The following is a 21761-nucleotide window of genomic DNA, read 5'->3' as shown; positions in this document are numbered from 1 at the left end:
GGTGCCGGCGCTCCCGCGACAGCGAGAGCCCAGCGTCTTGGCAAGCCACCGGGTCCCCGCCTTCGCGCGGACGACAAGCGTGTCAGCAAAGGAAAGGCCGGCGATTTGCCGGCCTTTTCTTTTGATCGTTGCGTCGATGGCTGGGCGCCCTCACACCGACGGGCTACGCGCGAGCGGCGGATTGCGCGCGAAGTAGCCGCGGATGCCGCGCAGAATCGCGTTGGCCAGCTGCTCCTGGTGGGCCTCGTCGTTGAGCTTGCGCTCCTCGTCCGGGTTGCTGATGAAGGCGGTCTCGATCAGGATCGACGGGATGTCGGGCGCCTTCAGCACGGCAAAACCGGCCTGCTCGACATGCGCCTTGTGCAGCTGGTGCATGCCGCCGATCTCCGACAGCACCGCCTTGCCGACCCGCAGGCTGTCGTTGATCTGCGCGGTGGTCGACAGATCGAGCAGCACGCGCGCGACCTGCGCGTCCTTGTTGTTCATGTTGGCGCCGCCGATCAGGTCGGCGGCGTTCTCCCTTGTTGGCCAGCCAGCGCGCGGCCGAGCTCGAGGCGCCGCGCTCGGACAGCGCGAACACCGAGGCGCCGCGCGCCTCCGGCTTGACGAAGGCATCGGCATGGATCGACACGAACAGGTCGGCCTTGACCCGGCGCGCCTTCTGCACGCGCACGTTCAGCGGCACGAAGAAATCGGCGTCGCGGGTCATCATCGCCCGCATATTGGGCTGCGCGTCGATCTTGGCGCGCAGGCGCTTGGCGATCTGCAGCACCACGTCCTTCTCGCGCGAGCCGGCGGCGCCGATCGCGCCGGGGTCCCTCGCCGCCGTGGCCCGGATCGATCGCCACCGTCAGCAGCCGGCGCATCTTGAAGCGCGACGGCGCGGGATCGTCGGCCGGATCGCTCTTGCCGGGCCTGTCTTGTGCCAGCGGCGCCTGCGGCGGCGTCGGCTGGGTCGGCTGGGTCGACGCAGAGCCCGCGGGCGGCTTCGGCCTGGCGGCCGCGACCGGCGGATTGGCCGGCAGCGGCGGCGTGGCGGGGGTCTTCGCCTGGTCCTCGAACTGGCGCACCAGCGCCGCGATCGCATCCTCTTCGCTGCTCGACGGCGCGCCGGCCACGCTGTCGGCGCCCTCGGTCGCCGGCGTCGAGGCGAAGCGGCGCTGCTTGTCCTCGGTCTCGCGCACCAGCTTCCACAGCGGATCGGGCGGATTGACCGGGTAGAGATCGAACACCAGCCGGTTGCGGTACTGGCCGATCGGCCCCAGCGTGAAGACCTGCGGCGCGATGTCTTCCTTCAGGTCGAACACCAGCCGGACCACGCGCGGCCGGTTCTGGCCGACGCGCACCGACTGGATATAGGGATCATTGGGCGTGATCTTGGCGACCAGCTCGCGCAGCGTCGGCGACAGGTCCAGGCCATCGATATCGACCACCAGCCGATCGGGATTGCGCACCATCGTGTGGACCGCGGCGAGGCGCTCGTCCGATTCGATGGTCACGCGCGTATAGTCCTCGGCCGGCCAGACACGGACCGCGACGATGCCGGCGCCGGCCGCGATCTGCGGACCCGCCAGCGTCAGCACGACCGTTCCGACGCCGGCTTTCAGGCATTGCGCCAGCCATTTGCGGCGGGCGAGCAGCAGTTCATCGGGACGGTCGGTGGCGAGGCGCTTGATCAGCATGCGTGCAGCAGGAGAAGTCCGGTTGGAGTATAGGCCCGCAGGATCGCGACTCGCCGATCGGCGGCCTCATCGCTGGGCGAGGTGTCCGATTGGAGCAACAGGTGCAGGTCGGGTTCCCCAAGCAGCGACGCGGCCTTCTCCGGCCACTCGACCAGATTGCAGGCCGGCTCGGCAAAACAGTCGCGAAATCCCGCGTCGAGCCATTCCTCGGGATCGGCGAAGCGGTAGAGATCGAAGTGATAGACGGTCAGCGGCGACCCGTCGGCGCGTGCGACCTGGTACGGCTCGCACAGCGTGTAGGTGGGGCTGCGGACCTTGCCGGCATGGCCGAGGGCGCGCAGCACCGCGCGCGACAGCGTGGTCTTGCCCGCGCCCAGATCGCCCGAGAGCTGGACGTGCACCGTCTGCGGCGGCAAGGCGCGCACGGCGCCGGCCAGCGCCGCGCCGAGGCGGTCGGTGGCCGCTTCGTCGGGCAGGATCACGGTGCGTTGTTCGAGCAGGGGCATTGCGTACAATTGACGGATGATCGACCGAGCAGCACAGGCGCCTGACGCCGTTCTCAGCGGGACGCCAGCGGCGCAGCACGCCACCGGCGCGGATCCGCATGCGCTGGTCGCGCAGATACGCGCCTGGGGCGCGGCGCTCGGTTTCGACGACGTGCGCGTCGCCGACGTGGACCTGAGCCATGCCGAAGCGGGTCTGCTCGCGTGGCTGGCACAGGGCTGCCATGGCGACATGGATTATATGGCGAACCATGGTCTGAAGCGCGCGCGGCCGGCCGAATTGGTGCCCGGCACGGTGCGCGCGATCGTCGCGCGCATGCCCTATCTGCCGGCTTCCACCCATGACGAAGACGATCGCAACGACGGCAACGACGGCAACGACGGCAACGACGGCAACGACGGCGATCGCGACGACTGGCGCGAGCGCGAGTTCGCGCGGCTCGCGCAGATCGAGTCCGGCGGCACCGCCGCCACGATCTCGCTGTACGCCCGCGGCCGCGACTATCACAAGGTCCTGCGCACGCGCCTGCAGCAGCTGGCCGGCCGCATCGAGGCCGCGATCGGCCCGTTCGGCTATCGCGTCTTCACCGACTCGGCCCCGGTGATGGAGGTCGCGCTGGCCGGCCAGGCGGGGCTCGGCTGGCGCGGCAAACACACGCTGCTGCTCGATCGCGACGGCGGCTCGATGTTCTTCCTCGGCGAGATCCTGGTCGATCTGCCGCTGCCCGTCGACCCGCCCGCCTCCGCGCATTGCGGCCAGTGCCGCCGCTGCATCGACATCTGTCCGACCCAGGCCATCGTCGGCCCGTACCGGCTCGATGCGCGCCGCTGCATCTCCTACCTCACCATCGAGCACAAGGGCGCGATTCCCGAGCCGCTGCGCGCGCCGATGGGCAATCGGGTCTACGGTTGCGACGACTGCCAGCTGGCCTGCCCGTGGAACAAGTTCGCGCACCGCGCGACGCTGCCCGACTTCGCCGTGCGCAACGGCTTCGATGCGCCCGACATGGTGGAGCTGTTCGGCTGGAGCGAGGAGGAATTCAATCGGCGGCTGGAAGGCAGCCCGATCCGGCGCATCGGCCACGAGCGCTGGCTGCGCAATCTGGCGGTGGGTCTTGGCAATGCGCTGCGCGGGGCCGACGAGCCGGCGCAGGCCGCGCGCATCCGCGCGGCCTTGCTCGCGCGCGTCGAGCATCCCTCCGAGCTGGTGCGCGAGCACGTGGCATGGGCGCTCGCACAGCGGCCCCAGTAGCAGCGCGCGACCATGGCCACCGTCACGGGCACGATGCCGGTTGCAGTGGGGCCGCTGCCGCTATTGCTGCTGTCGCCATTGCTGCTGTCGCCATTGCTGCTGCCGCTGTCGCTGTCGCGCCAGCCGCCCCAGCCGCCTAGCTGACCAGCGCCAGCCACATCGGCGCGGTGAAGATCGCCGACACCGTCATCGCCGAGATCGCCGCGGCCACCATCGGCCCGTTGCCGCCCATGCGGACCGCGAGGATGTACGCGCTCGAGGCGGTCGGCATCGCGGCATAGAGCACCGCGATCTGCAATTGGAGCGGCGACAGCGGCAGATTGCGGCCGACGGCCCAGGCGAAGGCCGGCATCGCCAGCAGCTTGACCCCGGTCCACCAGGCCACCGGCCCGACCGTGCCGACCGCGCCGCGCATCTGCAGGCCGGCGCCGACCGTCATCAGGCCCAGTGCCGTCGAGGCCGAGCCCAGCCGGGCCAGCGTCATGCCAAGGACTTCGGGCGGATGCAGGCCGAGCAGATTGGTGATCAGGCCGCCGGCCGTGGCCAGGATCAGCGGATTGCGCGCCAGCTCGCGCCACAGCCGCGCCTCGCCGTGCCGGGCCAGCGCCCACACCGCGGCGACATTGCACATCGGCACCACGCAGCCGACGATCACCGCCATCATCGCCAGGCCTTCGCTGCCGCCCAGGCGCGAGGCCAGCGCCAGCGCGATATACGAGTTGAAGCGGAACGCGGTCTGCAGGCCGGAGGCGAAATCGATCGGATCGGGCCGCAGCACCCATTTGACCGCGTAGCCGGCGGCCATGCCGAACACCGTGGTCAGCACCGCCAGCCCAAGCATCGCCGAGGTGGTCGAGAAATCGAATGCCGCGCTGTTGGTCGCCTGCAGCAGCAGCGCGGGAAACAGCACGAAGTAGACCAGGCGCTCGACGCCGGACCAGAAACCGCGGTCGAACGAGGTATAGCGCACCAGCAGCCAGCCGATCAGGATCAGGCTGAAATCCGGCACCATCAGCAAGGCAGGCGACATCGGCGTCTTGTTGTTGTCGGGACGCGGGGGCGCGTCGGAGGATGTCAGGAAGGATGGCAGGAGCCCGTATGGACGGCGGTCCGGCAGCGAGCCGAGGCGGCCCGGAGTGCGCCCTAGGGCAGATACGGATTGGTATTGTTTCAGAAAACCCGGAAGATGGCACGCTCCGGATTTCCGTCGATCCCGTTCCGCCTCCCATTCCGTTCTCGATGTACCGCCCCGCCATGCCCGCCCCCCCGCCGCCCTTCCGCCCGCGTTCCGTTCGATCGGACCGTACGGGCCGCACGGACCGCACGCCGCCTGCGCCAGTGGCTGGCGATCTGCTGCGTGGCCGTCGCGGGCGCGCTGCCGGCGGCCGCTGGGGCGATGGAGATCGAGGGCGTGCGGCTGGACGAGGCGGCCCGCCTCGGCGGCAAGGAACTGCAGCTCAACGGCGCGGGCCTGCGCTCGGTGTTCATCGTCAAGGGCTATGTCGCCGCGCTGTACCTGCCCGAGAAGGTGCGCAACGCCGCCGTGGTGCTGGGCGCCAAGGGTCCGAAGCGGCTGCAGATCCGGCCGCTGCGCGAGGTGGAATCGAGCACCTTCGTCAAGGCGCTGAACGAGGGCATGCGCGAGAACCACAACGAGGCGCAGCTGGAGAAGTTCGCCGACCGCCTGCACCAGCTGGAGCAGGCGATGAACCAGGTCGGCACGGCGCGCAAGGGCGACGTGATCGACTTCGACTACACGCCGGACAGCGGCACGGTGATCGCCGTCAATGGCACGCCGCGCGGCAAGCCCATCCCCGGCGAGGATTTCTACCAGGCCGTGCTGCGCATCTTCCTGGGCGAACGCCCGGTCGATCGCGATCTGAAGCGCGGCCTGCTCGGCGGCTGACGGGCCGCCGATGCATCGCGCCGGCGTGGCGGGCCCTACCGGGTCCCTGGCCGGCATTTTCAGTTCTGGACGGACACTCTTCGTCCGGCTTCACGACGGGAGACACGATCTCATGCAAACCAAGCACATTGCCCTGGCCCTGGGTCTGGCCGCCTGCGCCTCGCTGGCACAGGCACAGAGCAACTATCCGACCAAGCCGATCAAGCTGATCATTCCGTTTGCCCCGGGCGGCACCACGGACATCGTCGGCCGCGGCGCGGCCGATCAGATGAGCAAGATCCTGGGCCAGCCGGTGGTGGTCGAGAACCGCGCCGGTGGCGGCGGCTCGATCGGCGCCGACGCGATCGCCAAGGCGGCGCCGGACGGCTACACGATCGGCATCTCGACGGTGTCGACGATGGCGGTCAACCCCGCCTGCAATCCGAAGCTGTCGTACGACCCGATCAAGGACTTCAAGCCCATCACGAACCTGGCCAACGTCGCCAACGTGATCGCGGTCAACCCGAACTTCCCGGCCAAGGACTACAAGGAATTCCTGGCCACGCTGAAGGCCAACCCGGGCAAGTATTCGTACGCGTCGTCGGGCACCTGCGGCTTCGGCCACATGCTCGGCGAGCAGTTCAAGGTCTCGACCAAGACCTTCATGGTCCATATCCCCCTACCGCGGCGCGGGCCCGGCGCTGAACGACGTGCTGGCCGGCCAGGTGCCGATCATGGTCGACAACCTGCCCTCGTCGATGCCGCACATCAAGGCCGGCAAGCTGCGCCCGATCGTGGTGGCCGCCGAGAAGCGCCTGGACTCGCTGCCCAACGTGCCGACCTTCGGCGAAATGGGCCTGAAGGAGCCGAACGACCCGGCCTGGTACGGCCTGGTGGCGCCGGCCGGCACGCCTGACGACATCATCAAGAAGCTCAACGACGCGGCCGTCAAGGCGCTGCAGGACAAGGGCTTCCGCGAACGCCTGATCGCCGCCGGCGCCGAGCCGTCGGGCAACACGCCGGCGCAGCACGCCGCCGAGATCAAGAAGGAGTTCGACAAGATGCGCAACCTGGTCAAGGTGCAGAACATCAAGCTCGAGCAGTGATGGCCTGACGCAGGCCGCCGTCCATCGGCCGGCGCCTGCCTGCAGGATCGAAGAGGGCTCCGCGGAGCCCTCTTTTCTTTGCCAAGCCGCGAGGTCGAGGCAACAGGCTCGCCTCTCCCGCCAGCGGGAAGGTGCACCCGATCAGCACGGGGAGCGCCAAGGCACTAGAATCCGGTATCCGGATCGACCGTTGTCACGCCATGCATTCCCATTCGGATCCGTCCACGGATTCCCCCGCCCGCGCCGCGCCCCGACCTCGACAGCAGTGCGGCGCTACGCGACACCAGGCTCGCCGCCCGCTTCGATGCCATCCTTGCCGCGCCGTTCGGCCGCATCGGCGTGCGCGCGGACGCGCAGTGCGTCCACGCGATCCACTTCCTGCCCGAGCGTTTCGCGCCGCGCGATTCCGACCTGCCGCCGATCCGGCAGCTGGCCGCGCAGCTCGAGGCCTACTACGCCGATCCCGACGCGCCGCTCGACGTGCCGCTCGCCGGCACCGGCACCGACTTCCAGCGCCGCGTCTGGCAGGCGATCCGCAGCGTGCGCTGCGGCCGCACCGCGACCTATGGCGAACTGGCGGCCAATATCGGCGGCACCGCGCGCGCGGTGGGCCAGACCTGCGGCGACAACCCCTTCCCGCTGGTGGTGCCCTGCCATCGCGTGGTGGGCGCCAAGGGCCTGGGCGGCTTCGCCCATCACGGCGAGGACGGCTTCCATCTCGAGGTCAAACGCTGGCTGCTGCGCCACGAGCGGGTGATGCTGCTGTGAGCGCGCGGCACCACAGCACGGCGGCGCTGGCGGACCCGCCGGTGCCGAACAATGGCCCGAACGATGGACCGAACGGTGGTCCGAACGACGACCCGCACAACGCCCGGAACGACGACCGGGAGGCCCAGCTCGAAGCCGACATCGCCGCCGACCTGACGCTGGTCGACCGCTTCTGCGACGCCCTCTGGCTCGAGGACGGACTCGCGCGCAACACCATCGATGCCTACCGCCGCGATCTTGCGCTGCTGGCGCGCTGGCTGCGCGGCGAGCGCGGCGTGGCGCTGCTGGCGGCCGACGACGGCGCGCTGTCCGGCTACTTCGCCGCGCGCCATCCCGACACGCGTGCCTCGTCGGCGAACCGGCGGCTCGCGGTATTCCGGCGCTTCTTCCGCTGGGCGCTGCGCGAGCATCTGGTCCAGGCCGATCCCTGCCTGCTGCTGCGCGCCGCCAAGCAGCCGCCGCGCTTTCCGAAGACGCTGAGCGAGGCCCAGGTCGAGGCGCTGCTGCAGGCGCCGGACATCGACACGCCGCTCGGCCTGCGCGACCGCACGATGCTGGAGCTGATGTACGCCAGCGGCCTGCGCGTGTCCGAGCTGACGCAGATGAAGACCGTGGAAATCGGCCTGAACGAGGGCGTGGCGCGCGTCGTCAGCGGCAAGGGCAACAAGGAGCGGCTGGTGCCGTTCGGCGCCGAGGCCGGCGTCTGGCTGCGCCGCTATCTGGCCAGCGCGCGTCCCGCGCTGCTCGGCCAGCGCGGCAGCGACGCGCTGTTCGTGACCCAGCGCGGCGAGGCGATGACGCGCCAGGCCTTCTGGTACCTGATCAAGCGCTATGCGCGCCAGGCCGAGATCCACGCCCCGCTGTCGCCGCACACGCTGCGCCATGCCTTCGCCACGCACCTGCTGAACCACGGCGCCGACCTGCGCGTGGTGCAACTGCTGCTGGGGCATGCCGACATCTCGACCACGCAGATCTACACGCACGTCGCGCGCGAGCGGCTGCGCGTCCTGCACCAGCAGCATCATCCGCGCGGATAGTCACGCCAAGGCGCGGCGCATCCCAGGGACGACAAGACGAACCCGGCAAGACAGAGCAAGACAAAGCAAGACAAGGCAGACACGGGCACCACATGGCCAAGTCCAGACATATCTCCGAAACACCGGCCACGCAGATGCTGCGCCAGCACGGCATCGCGTTCGGCGAGCATCCCTACGACTATGTCGAGCACGGCGGCACCGAGGAATCGGCACGACAGCTCGGCGTCGACGAACATCACGTGGTCAAGACGCTGGTGATGGAAGACGACAAGGCGCAGCCGCTGATCGTGCTGATGCACGGCGACCGCACCGTCTCGACCAAGAACCTCGCGCGGCAGATCGGCTGCAAGAGCGTGCAGCCGTGCAAGCCCGAGGTCGCGCAGCGCCACAGCGGCTACCTGGTCGGCGGCACCTCGCCGTTCGGCACGCGCAAGCGGATGCCGGTCTATGTCGAGGAAGGCGTGCTGGCGCTCGCACGCATCTATATCAACGGCGGCCGGCGCGGCTATCTGGTCAGCATCGAGCCGGCCGTGCTGACCGCGCTGCTGGGCGCCAAGCCGGTGCAATGCGGGCTGGCGGAGGGCTGAGCGCGCGTGCGCCCGGGCCTGTGCGCTCCTTGATGCCCGGGTAATCACGCTCGTGAGCGCCACGCCGGCGCGCTACAATCGCGCCAGTTTTTTGCGACCGTTTCGGTTCCCCGCCTTTCCGCTGCTTTTTCGATCCCGTCTCCGACCCCGCCCATGGCCAATCTCGCCAATCCGCTGTTCGCCCTGCTCGCCTATCTGATCGGCTCGATCTCCTTCGCTGTCGTGGTCAGCAAGACGATGGGCCTGCCCGATCCGCATTCCTACGGCTCCGGCAATCCGGGCGCGACCAACGTGCTGCGCACCGGCAACAAGAAGGCGGCGCTGCTGACGCTGCTGGGCGACGGTCTCAAGGGCTGGCTGGCGGTCTGGCTGGCGCAGCGCTTCGGGCCGGACTACGGCGTCGACCAGACCGGCATCGCGCTGGTCGCCGTGGCGGTGTTCCTCGGGCATCTGTTCCCGGTGTTCCATCGCTTCTCGGGCGGCAAGGGCGTGGCGACCGCGGCCGGCATCCTGTTCGCGATCCATCCGTGGCTGGGCCTGGGCACGCTGGCGACCTGGCTGATCATCGCGGTCTTCTTCCGCTACTCGTCGCTGGCCGCGCTGGTGTCCGCCGTGTTCGCGCCGTTCTTCTACGTGCTGATGTTCGGCACCAACGTGGTCGCCGCGGCGATCCTCGCCATCAGCGCGTTGCTGATCCTGCGTCACCGCCAGAACATCGCCAAGCTGCTGTCGGGCCAGGAAAGCCGCATCGGCGAAAAGAAAAAGCCGCAGCAGTAAGCCGCGGCTGCACGTTGCTCGTCGCCTCCGCGCAGGCGGGGCCCCGGTCTTTCGACCGCACGCGATCCATCGCAAGTCGCCGGGTCCCCGCCTTCGCGGGGACGACGGCATGCCTCAGGCCGCCTTGGCCAGCTGCGCGAACGGGAACACCATCTCGACGCGCAGGCCCCCCTCGGGCCGGTTGGCCAGCGTCAGGCGGCCACCTGACTGGCGCACCAGCCGGTCGACGATCGCCAGCCCCAGGCCCGAATGCGCATTGCCGCCGCGGGCCGGATCGAGCCGCACGAACGGCAGCGTGACCTTGTCGAAGGCATCCTCCGGAATGCCGCCGCCCGCGTCCTCGACCACCAGCTGCCAGCCGTCCGCCACGCGCGCGGTGCGGATGCTGACCGGCGGCGCGCCGTAGTGGTAGGCGTTGTCGACCAGGTTGCCGATGATGCGATCGAGCTGCGTGGCGATCAGCCGGAAGCCCTCGCCGGCCTCCAGCGACAGGTCCACCGGACGCTCCTGCTCGGCGAGCGACGCCGCCAGCTCCGCCATGCGGCGATCGACCGGCACCGGCCGCGCGGTCGGCTCGGCGCTCTGCGCGAAGGCCAGGAACTGCTCGACGATCGCCGACATCGAGTCGACGTCGCGCGTGACGCCTGCCGCCGCCTTCGGATCGGCCAGCATCTCGGCGCGCAGCCGAAGCCGCGCCAGCGGTGTCTTCAGGTCGTGCGCGATGCCGGCCAGCATCGTGTTGCGCTCCTGGTCGATGCGCGCCAGGTCGGCCACCATCTTGTTGAAGCGCTCGATCAGCTGGCGCAGCTCCAGCGGGCCGCGCTCGCGCAGCGGCGCCACCGGCTGCTGGCGCGACAGCTGCCCGGCGGCATTGGCCATTTCGCGCACCGGCCGCTGGATCTGCCACGCGATCAGCAGCGCGAACACGATCGCCACGCTGACCACCAGCATCGCCCCGGGAATCAGCCGGTTGTCCAGCGGCGGGTTGTGGACCCACAGGATCGGCATCGCGATCCAGTCCTGGCGCGTGGGCAGCTTGATCCAGATGCGCGGCGTGTCCTCGTCCTCGATGCGCACCTGGGTGCCCGGCGGCAACCGGCCCGAGAAGCGTTCGACCAGCCGGCGCGAGCGGTCGGTCGGCGCGCGCGCATGTTCCTCGGCGCTGGCCTCGCCGGCGACCTCGACCAGGCTTGGCAGCTTCGCCGGCGGCCTGGCGTCGAGTGCGCGCTGGATGCTGTCGAGCTGGAACAGCATCTGCTCGACCGAATATTCCATGCGCTGCTCGCGGCGGTCCATGCGCAGGATCGCCAGCCACGAGAAATGGCTGATCACCAGCACCGCCGCGATCAGCAGCGCCATGCGGCCGAACAGGGTGTCGATGCGCAGCTTCATGACGCGGCCTGGTCCGCCTGCTCTGCCTCGTCGGGCACGAAGGTATAGCCGCGCCCGCGCACGGTCTGGATATAGCGCGGCCGCTGCGCGTCCTCGTCGAGCAGCCGGCGCAGGCGCCATATCTGCACATCGATGCCGCGGTCGCTGACGCCGCTGGCCGCGCCGTACATCAGCTCGACGATGCGCTCGCGCGACAGCACTTCGAGCGGATGCATCAGCAGCAGCTTCAGCAGCGCGAATTCGGTGTCGCTGATCGGCAGCGCCTGCCCGGAGCGCACCAACGTGCGCTGGCGGAAGTCGACCTTGAACGGGCCGAAGGTCGCGCTGTCGCGGTCCTCGGGCGCCGCCGCCGGACGCGCCAGCTTGCGGCGCAGCACCGCATTGATGCGGGCCAGCAGCTCGCGCGGGGAGAACGGCTTGCCCAGATAGTCGTCGGCGCCGATTTCGAGGCCGACGATGCGGTCGATCTCGTCACTGCGCGCGGTCAGCAGGATCACCGGGATATCGTCGTTGCGGGCGCGCAGCTTGCGCAGCGCGGTCAGGCCGTCGACCTTGGGCATCATCAGGTCGAGCACGATCAGGGCCGGGCGTTCGCGTTCGAGGCGGGCCTGCAGGCCGTCGCCGTCGTGCAGCACCGAAACGGCGAAGCCTTGCTGGGTCAGGTACTCGCGCAGCAGGTCGCGCAAGTCGGGATCGTCGTCGACGACCAGGATCTGGGTGGGCTGATTGGATCGCATAGCCGGATGATAAACAGGCACGCCGGCCGGCCCGCCGCAATGTTGTTTCGGCAAGTTACACGGGGCGCGCTGGTAATTATCTGTAATAAAGCCCTTCCCCGCCGACATAGGTCTGCCCCGCCTCACGCCGTATCCTTGCCACGTCGCCGCAGGTCGCCCCCGCTCCGCATCCGGAGCCGGCTCCGACCGTTGCGGCATACTTCTGCGTCTTTCCATCGATCGGCAGGGCCCGCACCGCGGCGTGCGCAGGCCCCGCATCCGGATCTGCTTCAGGACCCGCTTCAGGACCCCAGTGAATGGCCAATTCCGATTCCAACCAGCCCGCCAAACCCACGACGCACGGCGAGAATCATCCGATCGATGCCTCCACCGAGGCGCCCGCCGGCCGGCCCGCTGACGGGCGCGCTGACCGCCCCGCTGATGGCCCCACCATCCGCCCGGATGCCGGCCCGGAGCGCCGCAATGGCCCCGTCCCGCCATCCGAGCCTGGCCACCCGCGCCGCCGCCGCGGCATCTGGATCGCCGGCCTGCTGGTGCTGCTGCTGGCCGGCGGCGGCTGGTACTGGTACAGCCACCGCGGCGCGCCCGATGCCGGCCAGGCGGGCCAGCCCGGCCCCGGCGGCCGCATCCCCCGGCGGCCCCGGCGGCCCCGGCCGCGGCATGGGCGGCCCGGCCGCGCCGGTGGTGGTCAGCCCGGTCGTGCAGCGCGACATGGACGTGGTGCTCAACGGCCTGGGCAACGTGACCCCGGTCGCCAACGTCACGGTGCGCGCGCAGGTCTCCGGGCCGCTGCTGCGCGTGCTGTTCAAGGAAGGCCAGATGGTCAAGGCCGGCGACCTGCTGGCCGAGATCGACCCGCGCCCGTTCCAGGCCGCGCTCGACCAGGCGCTGGGGCAGCTGGCGCGCGACCAGGCGCTGCTGCAGAACGCACGCATCGACCAGCAGCGCTATCGCACGCTGCTGGCGCAGGATTCGATCGCCAAGCAGCAGGTCGACACGCAGGACGCGCTGGTGCGCCAGTACGAGGGCGTGGTCAAGACCGACCAGGCCAACGTCGACAACGCCCGCCTGCAGCTGAGCTACACCCGCATCAAGGCGCCGACCTCGGGCCGCATCGGCCTGCGCCAGGTCGACCCGGGCAATATCGTCAGCACCTCCGACGCCAACGGCATCGCGCTGATCACGCAGATCCAGCCGATCGCCGTGCTGTTCTCGATCCCGGAAGACAACCTGCCCAGCGTGCTCAGGCAGCTGAACGCCGGCCAGACGCTGCCGGTGCAGGCCTGGGACCGCCAGGCGCGCAACAAGCTGGCCGACGGCACGCTGCTGACCACCGACAACCAGATCGACACCACCACCGGCACGGTGCGGCTCAAGGCCGTGTTCCGCAACGACGACGGCATGCTGTTCCCGAACCAGTTCGTCAATGTGCGGATGCGCGTCGATACGCTGGCCGGCGCCACCGTGGTGCCGGTCGCGGCGATCCAGCGCGGCCAGCAGGGCACCTTCGTCTATGTGGTCGACCAGGAGAACAAGGTCAAGGTGCAGACCGTCGCGCTCGGACCGAGCGACGGCGAACAGACCGCGGTGCTGCGCGGCGTCCGGCCCGGCCAGCGCGTCGTGGTCGACGGCGCCGACCGGCTGCGCGAAGGCATGACGGTGCAGACCGTCGATCCGGCGGCGCGCGCGGCGGCGGTGGCGCCGGCCAGCGAGCCGCGTGCGCGTGGCCGCCGGCGTGCCGGCGGCGCTTCGGGTCCGGAGGCGGCCGGTCCGCGTGGTCCGCGCGAGCAAGGCGGCGCGAGCGCGCCGGCCGCGGGGTCGACACAAGGCGCGGCGTCAAGCGCGGGGCCGAGCGCAGCCCCGAGCGCGGCCACAAGCGCGGCCCCGGGTGCAGCCCCGAACGCGGCCGCGAGCACGGCTTCCCGCGCGGCCTCCGCCGCCGCGCCGGCACCACGACAATGAGCCCGCGCCGTAACGAGGACGCTGCATGAACCCGTCACGCCTATTCATCGAGCGGCCGGTCGCCACCGCGCTGCTGATGCTCGCGATCCTGCTGTCCGGGCTGGTCGCCTACCGGATGCTGCCGCTGTCGGCGCTGCCCGAGGTCGACTACCCGACCATCCAGGTCACCACGCTGTATCCGGGCGCGAGCCCCGACGTGATGACCTCGGCGGTGACCGCGCCGCTGGAGCGCCAGTTCGGCCAGATGCCGGGCCTGAAGCAGATGTCGTCGTCCTCGTCGGGCGGCGCGTCGGTGATCACCCTGCAGTTCGACCTGACGCTGCCGCTGGACGTCGCCGAGCAAGAGGTGCAGGCGGCCATCAATGCCGGCAGCAATCTGCTGCCGGGCGATCTGCCGATGCCGCCCGTCTACAGCAAGGTCAACCCCGCCGACGCGCCGATCCTGACGCTGGCGATGACCTCCGACACGCTGCCGCTGCCCAAGCTGCAGGACCTGGTCGATACGCGCGTGGCGCAGAAGATTTCCCAGATCCAGGGCGTGGGCCTGGTCACCATCAGCGGCGGCCAGCGCCCGGCCGTGCGCATCCAGGCCAACCCGACCGCGCTGGCCGCGCTCGGCATGTCGATCGACGACCTGCGCACCGCGATCGGCGCGGCCAACGTCAACGGCGCCAAGGGCAGCTTCGACGGCCCGGCGCGCGCCTCGACCATCGACGCCAACGACCAGCTGCGTTCGGCCGACGAATACCGCCAGATCATCATCGGCTACCAGAACGGCGCGCCGATCCGCATCACCGACGTGGCCACCATCGTCGACGGCCCGGAAAACTCGCGGCTGGCGGCCTGGGCCAACGGCAAGCCGGCCATCGTCGTCAACATCCAGCGCCAGCCCGGCGCCAACGTGATCGCCGTGGTCGACCGCATCAAGACCATGCTGCCGCAGCTGCAGGCCTCGCTGCCGGCCTCGGTCAAGGCCGAGGTGCTGACCGACCGCACCACCACCATCCGCGCCTCGGTGCACGACGTCGAGATCGAGCTGCTGCTGGCGATCGCGCTGGTGGTGATGGTGATCTTCCTGTTCCTGCGCAACGTGCCGGCGACCGTGATCCCCGGCGTGGCGGTGCCGCTGTCGCTGGTCGGTACCTTCGGCGTGATGTACCTGGCCGGCTTCTCGATCAACAACCTGACGCTGATGGCGCTGACCATCGCGACCGGCTTCGTCGTCGACGACGCCATCGTGATGATCGAAAACATCATGCGCTACATCGAGAAGGGCGAGTCGCCGATGGCGGCCGCGCTCAAGGGCTCGAAGCAGATCGGCTTCACCATCATCTCGCTGACCTTCTCGCTGGTGGCGGTGCTGATCCCGTTGCTGTTCATGGGCGACGTGGTCGGCCGGCTGTTCCGCGAGTTCGCGGTGACGCTGGCGGTGTCGATCCTGATCTCGGCGGTGGTGTCGCTGACCCTGACGCCGATGATGTGCGCGCGCATGCTGCGCCATGTGCCCGAGGACCAGCTGCCGCGCTTTCATCGCGCCACCGGGGCCTTCTTCGATCGCGTGATCGAGCGCTACGGCCGCGCGCTGAACTGGGTGCTGGGGCGCCAGCGCGCGACGCTGCTGGTGGCGATCGGCACGCTGGCGCTGACGGTGGTGCTGTACCTGGCGATTCCGAAGGGCTTCTTCCCGGTGCAGGACACCGGCGTGATCCAGGGCGTCACCGAGGCCTCGCAGAGCATCTCGTTCCAGGCGATGGCGCAGAAGCAGCGCGCGGTCTCCGAGGTGGTGCTGAAGGACCCGGCGGTGCAGAGCGTGTCCGCCTTCATCGGCGTCGACGGCACCAACACGACGATGAACGCGGGCCGCATGCTGATCAACCTGAAGCCCAAGGGCGAGCGCGACGACATCGCGACCGTGACCGAGCGGCTGCAGGCCGCGGTCGAGGAAATGGGCGGCGTTTCGCTGTACATGCAGCCGGTGCAGGACCTGACCATCGAGGACCGCGTCTCGCGCACGCAGTACCAGTTCACGGTGGAAGACCCCGATCCGCAGACGCTGGCGACCTGGGTGCCCAAGCTCGTCGAGCGGCTGAAGGAGGAGCCGGAATTCCGCGACGTCGCCACCGACCAGCAGAACAACGGCCTGCGCGTCTATGTCGACATCGACCGCGACGCGGCCGCGCGCTTCGGCATCACCACCGCGGTGATCGACAGCGCGCTGTACAGCGCCTACGGCCAGCGGCTGGTGTCGACGATCTTCACGCAGGCGAGCCAGTACCGCGTGGTGCTGGAGGCGATGCCCGAATTCCGCGACAACCCGCAGGCGGTGGCCGAGCTGCGGCTGCCCTCCTCGTCCGGCGGACAGGTGCCGCTGGGCGCGTTCGCCCGCATCAGCGAGCGCACCGGCCCGCTGGTGATCAACCACCAGGGCCAGTTCCCGGCCGCGACGATCTCGTTCAACCTGGCGCCGGGCGCGTCGCTGGGCCACGCGGTCGACAAGATCAAGCAGGTCGAGCAGGAGATCGGCCTGCCGATCTCGATGCAGACCACCTTCCAGGGCGCGGCGCTGGCCTTCAGCGCGTCGCTGTCGAATACGCTGTGGCTGATCCTGGCCGCCGTGGTCACGATGTACATCGTGCTCGGCGTGCTGTACGAGAGCACCATCCATCCGGTGACGATCCTGTCGACGCTGCCGTCGGCCGGCGTCGGCGCGCTGCTGGCGCTGCTGCTGGCCGGCCATGACCTGGGCATCATCGCGATCATCGGCATCATCCTCCTGATCGGCATCGTCAAGAAGAACGCGATCATGATGATCGACTTCGCGCTGGAGGCCGAGCGCGAGCGCGGCATGGCGCCGCGCGACGCGATCTTCGAGGCCTGCCTGCTGCGCTTCCGCCCGATCCTGATGACGACGATGGCGGCGCTGCTGGCCGCGTTGCCGATGATGCTGGGCACCGGCATCGGTTCCGAGCTGCGCCGGCCGCTGGGCATCACGATGGTGGGCGGCCTGCTGGTCAGCCAGGTGCTGACGCTGTTCACCACGCCGGTGATCTACCTGGCGTTCGACCGGGTCGCCGGCCGGCTCAAGGGCTGGCGGCGCCGCCGCTTCGGCGATCCCGATGCGGACCTCGATGCGGGCTTCGGCCCGGGCGGCACTCCCGCGGGTACCCCGAGCGGCACCCCGGGCGCTCCCCCGCCCATCGACACGCCGAGGGCGCCATGAACCTGTCGGCCATCTTCATCCACCGGCCGGTCGCGACCGCGCTGCTGACGCTGGGCATCCTGCTGGCGGGGCTGGCCGCGCTGCGGATGCTGCCGGTGTCGCCGCTGCCGCAGGTCGACTATCCGACCATCTCGGTGTCGGCCTCGCTGCCCGGCGCGAGCCCCGAGACGATGGCCGCCACCGTGGCGACGCCGCTGGAGCGCGCGCTCGGCTCGATCGCCGGCGTCAACGAAATCACGTCGAGCAGCTCGCTCGGTTCGACGCGGATCGTGCTGCAGTTCGACCTGTCGCGCGACATCGACGGCGCCGCCCGCGACGTGCAGGCGGCGATCAATGCCTCGCGCGCGACGCTGCCGAGCAGCCTGCCGGGCAACCCGACCTACCGCAAGGTCAATCCGTCGGACGCGCCGATCATGATCATCGCGCTGACCTCGCCGACGATGACGCGCGGCCAGCTGTACGACGCCGCCTCGACCATCCTCGCGCAGAAGCTGTCGCAGATCGAGGGCGTCGGCCAGGTGACGATCGGCGGCGCCTCGCTGCCGGCGGTGCGGGTCTCGCTCAATCCCACCGCGCTGAACAAGTATGGCATCGCGCTGTCCGACGTGCGCAACGCGATCAGCGCGACCAATGCGAACCGGCCGCTGGGCGTGGTCGAGAACGACAGCAAGGCATGGCAGATCTACGCCAACGACCAGGCGATGAAGGCGGAGGACTACATGCCGCTGATCATCCGCTATGCGACGCCGGGCAGCTATTCGACCACCACCGCCGGCGCGCTGATCGCCAGCACGTCGAGCGCGACCTCGGGCGGCACGGTGCGCACCACCACCGTCAACGGCGTGACCACCACCACGGTGACCGCCGGCGGCACGACCACCACCACCGTCAACAATGCCAGCGGCAGCAATGGCGCCACCAGCGGGCCGAATGCCTTCGCGGTGCCGGTGCGGCTGTCCGACGTCGCCACCGTGACCGACTCGGTGCAGGACGTGCGCAACGCCGGCTCGGCCAACGGCGAGCCGTCCGTGCTGCTGGTGCTGAACCGCTCGCCGGGCGCCAACATCATCGAGACGGTGGACCGCGTCAACGAGATGCTGCCGACGCTGCGCCAGATGATCCCGGCCGCGATCTCGATGGACGTGATGATGGATCGCACGCCGACCATCCGCGCGTCGCTGCGCGAGGTCGAGCACACGCTGATCATCTCGGTGGCGCTGGTGATCATGGTGGTGTTCCTGTTCCTGCGCAACGTGCGCGCCACGCTGATTCCCAGCGTCGCGGTGCCGGTGTCGCTGATCGGCACCTTCACCGTGATGTACCTGGCCGGCTTCTCGCTGAACAACCTGTCGCTGATGGCGCTGACGATCGCCACCGGCTTCGTCGTCGACGATGCGATCGTCGTGCTGGAGAACATCTCGCGCCATCTGGAGGCCGGCATGCGGCCGGTGCAGGCGGCACTGCGCGGCGCAAGGGAGGTCGGCTTTACCGTGATCTCGATGAGCCTGTCCCTGATCGCGGTGTTCATCCCGCTGCTGCTGATGGGCGGCATCATCGGGCGGCTGTTCCAGGAGTTCGCGATCACGCTGTCGGTGGCGATCCTGGTGTCGCTGGTGGTCTCGCTGACCACCACGCCGATGATGTGCGCGCGGCTGCTGCGCGAGCCGCAGCGGCAGCGCCCGCCCGGCCGCTGGTTCCGGGCCAGCGAGCGCGTGTTCGCCTGGATCAACGAGCGCTATGCGCGCTCGCTGTCGGTGGCGCTGCGGCACAGCCGCGTGGTCTGGCTGATCCTGCTGGTCACCATCGGCCTGAACGTCTGGCTCTATGTGATCGTGCCTAAGGGGTTCTTCCCGCAGCAGGACACCGGCCGGCTGATCGGCTTCATCCGAGCGGACCAGGCCACCTCGTTCCAGGCGATGCGCCAGAAGCTCGACAGCTTCATCCGCATCGTCCAGTCCGACCCCGCCGTGGTCAATGTGACCGGCTTCACCGGCGGCTCGCAGCGCAATACCGGGCAGATGTTCGTGACGCTCAAGCCGCTGTCGGAGCGGACCGAGACCGCCAACGAGGTGATCGCCCGGCTGCGCGGCAAGCTCGCCAGGGAGCCCGGCGCGAGTCTGTTCCTGGTGCCGGTGCAGGACATCCGCATCGGCGGCCGGCAGAGCAGTTCGCAGTACCAGTTCACGCTGCGCTCGGACGACCTCGAGGTGCTGCGCGCCTGGGAGCCCAAGGTCCGCAACGCGCTGTCGAACCTGAAGGAGCTGGAGGACATCGACACCGACACCAACGACAAGGGCCTGCAGACCTCGGTGATCGTCGATCGCGATACCGCCTCGCGGCTCGGCGTCACGATGCAGCAGGTCGATTCGCTGCTGAACGATGCGTTCGGCCAGCGGCTGGTGTCGACGATCTACCATCCGCTGAACCAGTATCGCGTGGTGATGGAGCTCAGCCAGGAGTACCTGCAGGGGCCGAACGCGCTGAAGGACATCTATGTGGTGACCGGCGCGGGCAATCGGGTGCCGCTGTCGGCGTTCGCGCGCGTGGTGCCGACCAGCACGCCGCTGGGAGTCAACCACCAGGGCCAGTTCGCCGCGTCGACGATCTCGTTCAATCTTGCCGAGGGCGTGTCGCTGTCGCAGGCCACCGAGCGCATCCAGCACGAGATGGCCCGCATCGGCGCGCCCGAATCGCTGCAGGCCAATTTCGCCGGCACCGCCAGCGCCTTCCAGGAGTCGCTGCGCAGCCAGCCGCTGCTGATCCTGGCGGCGCTGATCACGATCTATATCGTGCTCGGCGTGCTGTACGAAAGCTACGTGCATCCGCTGACGATCCTGTCGACGCTGCCGTCCGCGGGCGTGGGCGCGCTGCTGGCGCTGCTGGCCTCGGGCACCGAGTTCAGCGTGATCGCGCTGATCGGCGTGATCCTGCTGATCGGCATCGTCAAGAAGAACGCGATCATGATGATCGACTTCGCCATCGATGCCGAACGGCGCGAGGGGCTGACGCCGCGCGAGGCGATCTATCGCGCCTGCCTGCTGCGCTTCCGCCCGATCATGATGACGACGATGGCGGCGCTGCTCGGCGCGGTGCCGCTGGCGCTCGGCCGCGGCGACGGCGCCGAGCTGCGCGCGCCGCTCGGCATCTCCATCGTCGGCGGCCTGCTGGTCAGCCAGCTGCTGACCCTCTACACCACGCCGGTGGTCTACCTGACGCTGGACCGCTGGCGCCTGAAGTGGCAGGCCTGGCGCAACCGCCGCCAGGCACGCCGTGGCGGCACGCCGTCCGCGCCCACCCCTGCCGGATTCGATTCGTGACGATGACCCAGAAAGCGATGACCCGCCCCTCCTCCCTGCCCCGCTGCGTCGTGATGGCCTGCGCGCTGCTGCTCGGCGCCTGCGCGGTGGGCCCTGACTACCAGCGGCCCGATGCGCCGGTGACGCCGACCTTCAAGGAAGCGCCGGCCGAATGGGGCCAATGGAAGCCCGCCGAGCCGGGCGACGCCAGCCAGCGCGGCGACTGGTGGACCGTATTCGGCGATCCGCAGCTCGAAGCGCTGATGGCGCGGGTGAAGATCTCCAATCAGACCATCGCCGCCGCCGAGGCGCAGTACCGGCAGGCCACCGCGATCCTGCGCGCGGCGCGCGCGGGCTACTTCCCGGTGGTCGGCGCACAGGCCAGCGTGGACCGCTCGCGCAGCGGCAACGGCAATATCAGCAGCGGGCAGACGGCGACGCTGTCGGCCAGCTGGGAAGTGGACCTGTGGGGCCGCGTGCGGCGCCAGGTCGAAAGCAGCGAGGCCAGCGCGCAGGCCAGCGAGGCCGACCTGGCCTCGACGCTGCTGTCGACACAGGCCACGCTGGCGCAGACCTATTTCCTGCTGCGCGTCGCCGATGCGCAGCAGGCGCTGCTGCAGCGGACCGTGGCCGATTACGAGAAGTCGCTGCAGCTGGTGCGCAACCAGTACCAGGCCGGCATCGCGCAACGCTCCGACGTGCTGCAGTCCGAAACGCAGCTCAAGAGCGCGCAGGCGCAGCTGATCGACATCCAGATCGAGCGCGCGCAGTACGAGCATGCGATCGCGGTGCTGACGGGGCAGCCGCCAGCCGCGTTCTCGCTGGCGCCGATCGACTTCACCGAGACGGTGCCGCGCGTGCCGGTCGCGGTGCCGTCGCAGCTGCTCGAGCGCCGGCCGGACATCAGCGCGGCCGAGCGCCGCGTCGCCGCTGCCAATGCGCAGATCGGCGTCGCGCAGGCCGCGTATTACCCGACGCTGAGCCTGTCGGCCGCGGGCGGCTTCACCTCCAGTTCGCTGGAGCGCTGGCTGTCGCTGCCGAACCGGATCTGGTCGTTCGGCCCCGAACTGGCCATGACGCTGCTCGACTTCGGCGCGCGCGGCGCGGCCAAGGAACAGGCCATCGCGGTCTACGACCAGACCGTGGCCAACTACCGCCAGACGGTGCTGACGGCGTTCCAGGAGGTCGAGGACAACCTCGCCGCCGCGCGCCTGCTCGAGCAGGAGGCGGTGGTACAGAACGAGGCGCTGCGTTCCGCGCGCGAAGCGCTGTCGCTGGTCAACAACCGCTATCGCGCGGGTACCGCGGGCCTGCTCGACGTGCTGACGGCGCAGACCGCGGCCTATACCGCCGAGCGCACCGCGCTGTCGATCGCGGGCCGGCAACTGAGCGCGAGCGTGGTGTTGATCAAGGCCCTCGGCGGCGGCTGGCAAGGGGGCAGGGACGGCGGTGGCGAAGGAGGCGGGAGACGGCGCGGCGGTGTCGCGCTGAGCGGAGTGCCGGCCGGACGCCGGCGCCCTTGCCCTCTCCCCCGCCCCCTCTCCCGCAAGCGGGAGA

General features: G+C 69.8%; 13 protein-coding genes and 4 pseudogenes. 12 read left to right on the top strand and 5 right to left on the bottom strand.

Features of this window, described 5'->3' with window-relative positions:
- Positions 1 to 150: 150 nt before the first annotated feature.
- Together OJJOAM_RS13345 and tsaE are read right to left on the bottom strand one after the other, a co-directional pair.
- Positions 151 to 1682: pseudogene (locus tag OJJOAM_RS13345) on the bottom strand (N-acetylmuramoyl-L-alanine amidase).
- Positions 1676 to 2188, bottom strand: a complete 513-nt coding sequence (gene tsaE, locus OJJOAM_RS13340) for a tRNA (adenosine(37)-N6)-threonylcarbamoyltransferase complex ATPase subunit type 1 TsaE (protein WP_422648223.1) — start codon at positions 2186 to 2188, stop codon at positions 1676 to 1678. Before tsaE ends, OJJOAM_RS13345 begins: the two are co-directional and overlap by 7 nt.
- Positions 2189 to 2204: 16 nt before the next feature.
- On the opposite strand from tsaE, the gene queG reads away from it, so the two are divergent.
- Together queG and OJJOAM_RS13330 are read left to right on the top strand one after the other, a co-directional pair.
- The gene (gene queG, locus OJJOAM_RS13335; protein WP_422648222.1) at positions 2205 to 3437 is read left to right on the top strand and encodes a tRNA epoxyqueuosine(34) reductase QueG; all 1233 of its coding nucleotides are present in this window, start codon (positions 2205 to 2207) and stop codon (positions 3435 to 3437) included.
- 12 nt (positions 3438 to 3449) lie between these two features.
- A complete protein-coding gene (locus OJJOAM_RS13330; protein ID WP_422648221.1) occupies positions 3450 to 3581 on the top strand; it encodes a hypothetical protein in 132 nt (43 codons plus the stop codon).
- Here the strand turns inward: OJJOAM_RS13330 and OJJOAM_RS13325 are convergent.
- On the bottom strand, positions 3574 to 4467 hold the full coding sequence (locus OJJOAM_RS13325) for an AEC family transporter (RefSeq protein ID WP_422648220.1): 894 nt from the start codon (positions 4465 to 4467) through the stop codon (positions 3574 to 3576). The genes OJJOAM_RS13330 and OJJOAM_RS13325 overlap by 8 nt on opposite strands.
- Positions 4468 to 4833: 366 nt before the next feature.
- On the opposite strand from OJJOAM_RS13325, the gene OJJOAM_RS13320 reads away from it, so the two are divergent.
- The 6 genes and pseudogenes from OJJOAM_RS13320 to plsY all read left to right on the top strand — a co-directional run bounded on the left by OJJOAM_RS13320 (position 4834) and on the right by plsY (position 9597).
- A complete protein-coding gene (locus OJJOAM_RS13320) occupies positions 4834 to 5343 on the top strand; it encodes a chalcone isomerase family protein (protein ID WP_422649590.1) in 510 nt (169 codons plus the stop codon).
- A 112-nt stretch (positions 5344 to 5455) separates the two neighbouring features.
- Positions 5456 to 6428, top strand: a pseudogene (locus OJJOAM_RS13315) (tripartite tricarboxylate transporter substrate binding protein BugE).
- A 339-nt stretch (positions 6429 to 6767) separates the two neighbouring features.
- Positions 6768 to 7196: a methylated-DNA--[protein]-cysteine S-methyltransferase gene (locus OJJOAM_RS13310; protein ID WP_422648219.1), complete on the top strand. Its 429-nt coding sequence runs from the start codon at positions 6768 to 6770 to the stop codon at positions 7194 to 7196.
- Between the two features lie 140 nt (positions 7197 to 7336).
- Complete coding sequence (gene xerD, locus OJJOAM_RS13305) at positions 7337 to 8233, top strand: site-specific tyrosine recombinase XerD (protein ID WP_149317100.1); 897 nt, start codon at positions 7337 to 7339, stop codon at positions 8231 to 8233.
- 92 nt (positions 8234 to 8325) lie between these two features.
- The gene (ybaK, locus tag OJJOAM_RS13300) at positions 8326 to 8820 is read left to right on the top strand and encodes a Cys-tRNA(Pro) deacylase (RefSeq protein ID WP_422648218.1); all 495 of its coding nucleotides are present in this window, start codon (positions 8326 to 8328) and stop codon (positions 8818 to 8820) included.
- 153 nt (positions 8821 to 8973) lie between these two features.
- Positions 8974 to 9597: a glycerol-3-phosphate 1-O-acyltransferase PlsY gene (plsY, locus tag OJJOAM_RS13295; RefSeq protein ID WP_422648217.1), complete on the top strand. Its 624-nt coding sequence runs from the start codon at positions 8974 to 8976 to the stop codon at positions 9595 to 9597.
- A gap of 114 nt (positions 9598 to 9711) precedes the next feature.
- On the opposite strand, the gene OJJOAM_RS13290 is transcribed toward plsY, so the two are convergent.
- Both OJJOAM_RS13290 and OJJOAM_RS13285 read right to left on the bottom strand, forming a co-directional pair.
- Positions 9712 to 10989: an ATP-binding protein gene (locus OJJOAM_RS13290; protein WP_265632738.1), complete on the bottom strand. Its 1278-nt coding sequence runs from the start codon at positions 10987 to 10989 to the stop codon at positions 9712 to 9714.
- Entirely contained in the window at positions 10986 to 11726 is a 741-nt protein-coding gene (locus tag OJJOAM_RS13285) for a response regulator (protein ID WP_422648216.1), read from the bottom strand. The genes OJJOAM_RS13290 and OJJOAM_RS13285 overlap by 4 nt, the downstream gene beginning before the upstream one ends.
- A gap of 431 nt (positions 11727 to 12157) precedes the next feature.
- On the opposite strand from OJJOAM_RS13285, the pseudogene OJJOAM_RS13280 reads away from it, so the two are divergent.
- From OJJOAM_RS13280 to OJJOAM_RS13265, 4 genes and pseudogenes are all read left to right on the top strand, one after another.
- A pseudogene (locus tag OJJOAM_RS13280) lies at positions 12158 to 13688 on the top strand (MdtA/MuxA family multidrug efflux RND transporter periplasmic adaptor subunit).
- A 25-nt stretch (positions 13689 to 13713) separates the two neighbouring features.
- Positions 13714 to 16908 (top strand): MdtB/MuxB family multidrug efflux RND transporter permease subunit, encoded by a 3195-nt coding sequence (locus OJJOAM_RS13275; RefSeq protein WP_422648215.1) that lies wholly within the window; start codon positions 13714 to 13716, stop codon positions 16906 to 16908.
- The gene (locus OJJOAM_RS13270; RefSeq protein WP_422648214.1) at positions 16905 to 20225 is read left to right on the top strand and encodes an efflux RND transporter permease subunit; all 3321 of its coding nucleotides are present in this window, start codon (positions 16905 to 16907) and stop codon (positions 20223 to 20225) included. Before OJJOAM_RS13275 ends, OJJOAM_RS13270 begins: the two co-directional genes overlap by 4 nt.
- A gap of 2 nt (positions 20226 to 20227) precedes the next feature.
- Positions 20228 to 21640, top strand: a pseudogene (locus tag OJJOAM_RS13265) (efflux transporter outer membrane subunit); the annotation flags it as partial.
- Between the last annotated feature and the right edge of the window lie 121 nt (positions 21641 to 21761).

It is taken from the genome of Cupriavidus sp. H18C1, from assembly GCF_049311595.1.
Classification (GTDB): domain Bacteria; phylum Pseudomonadota; class Gammaproteobacteria; order Burkholderiales; family Burkholderiaceae; genus Cupriavidus; species Cupriavidus cauae.
This window is presented reverse-complemented; position numbering and strand designations above follow the sequence as displayed.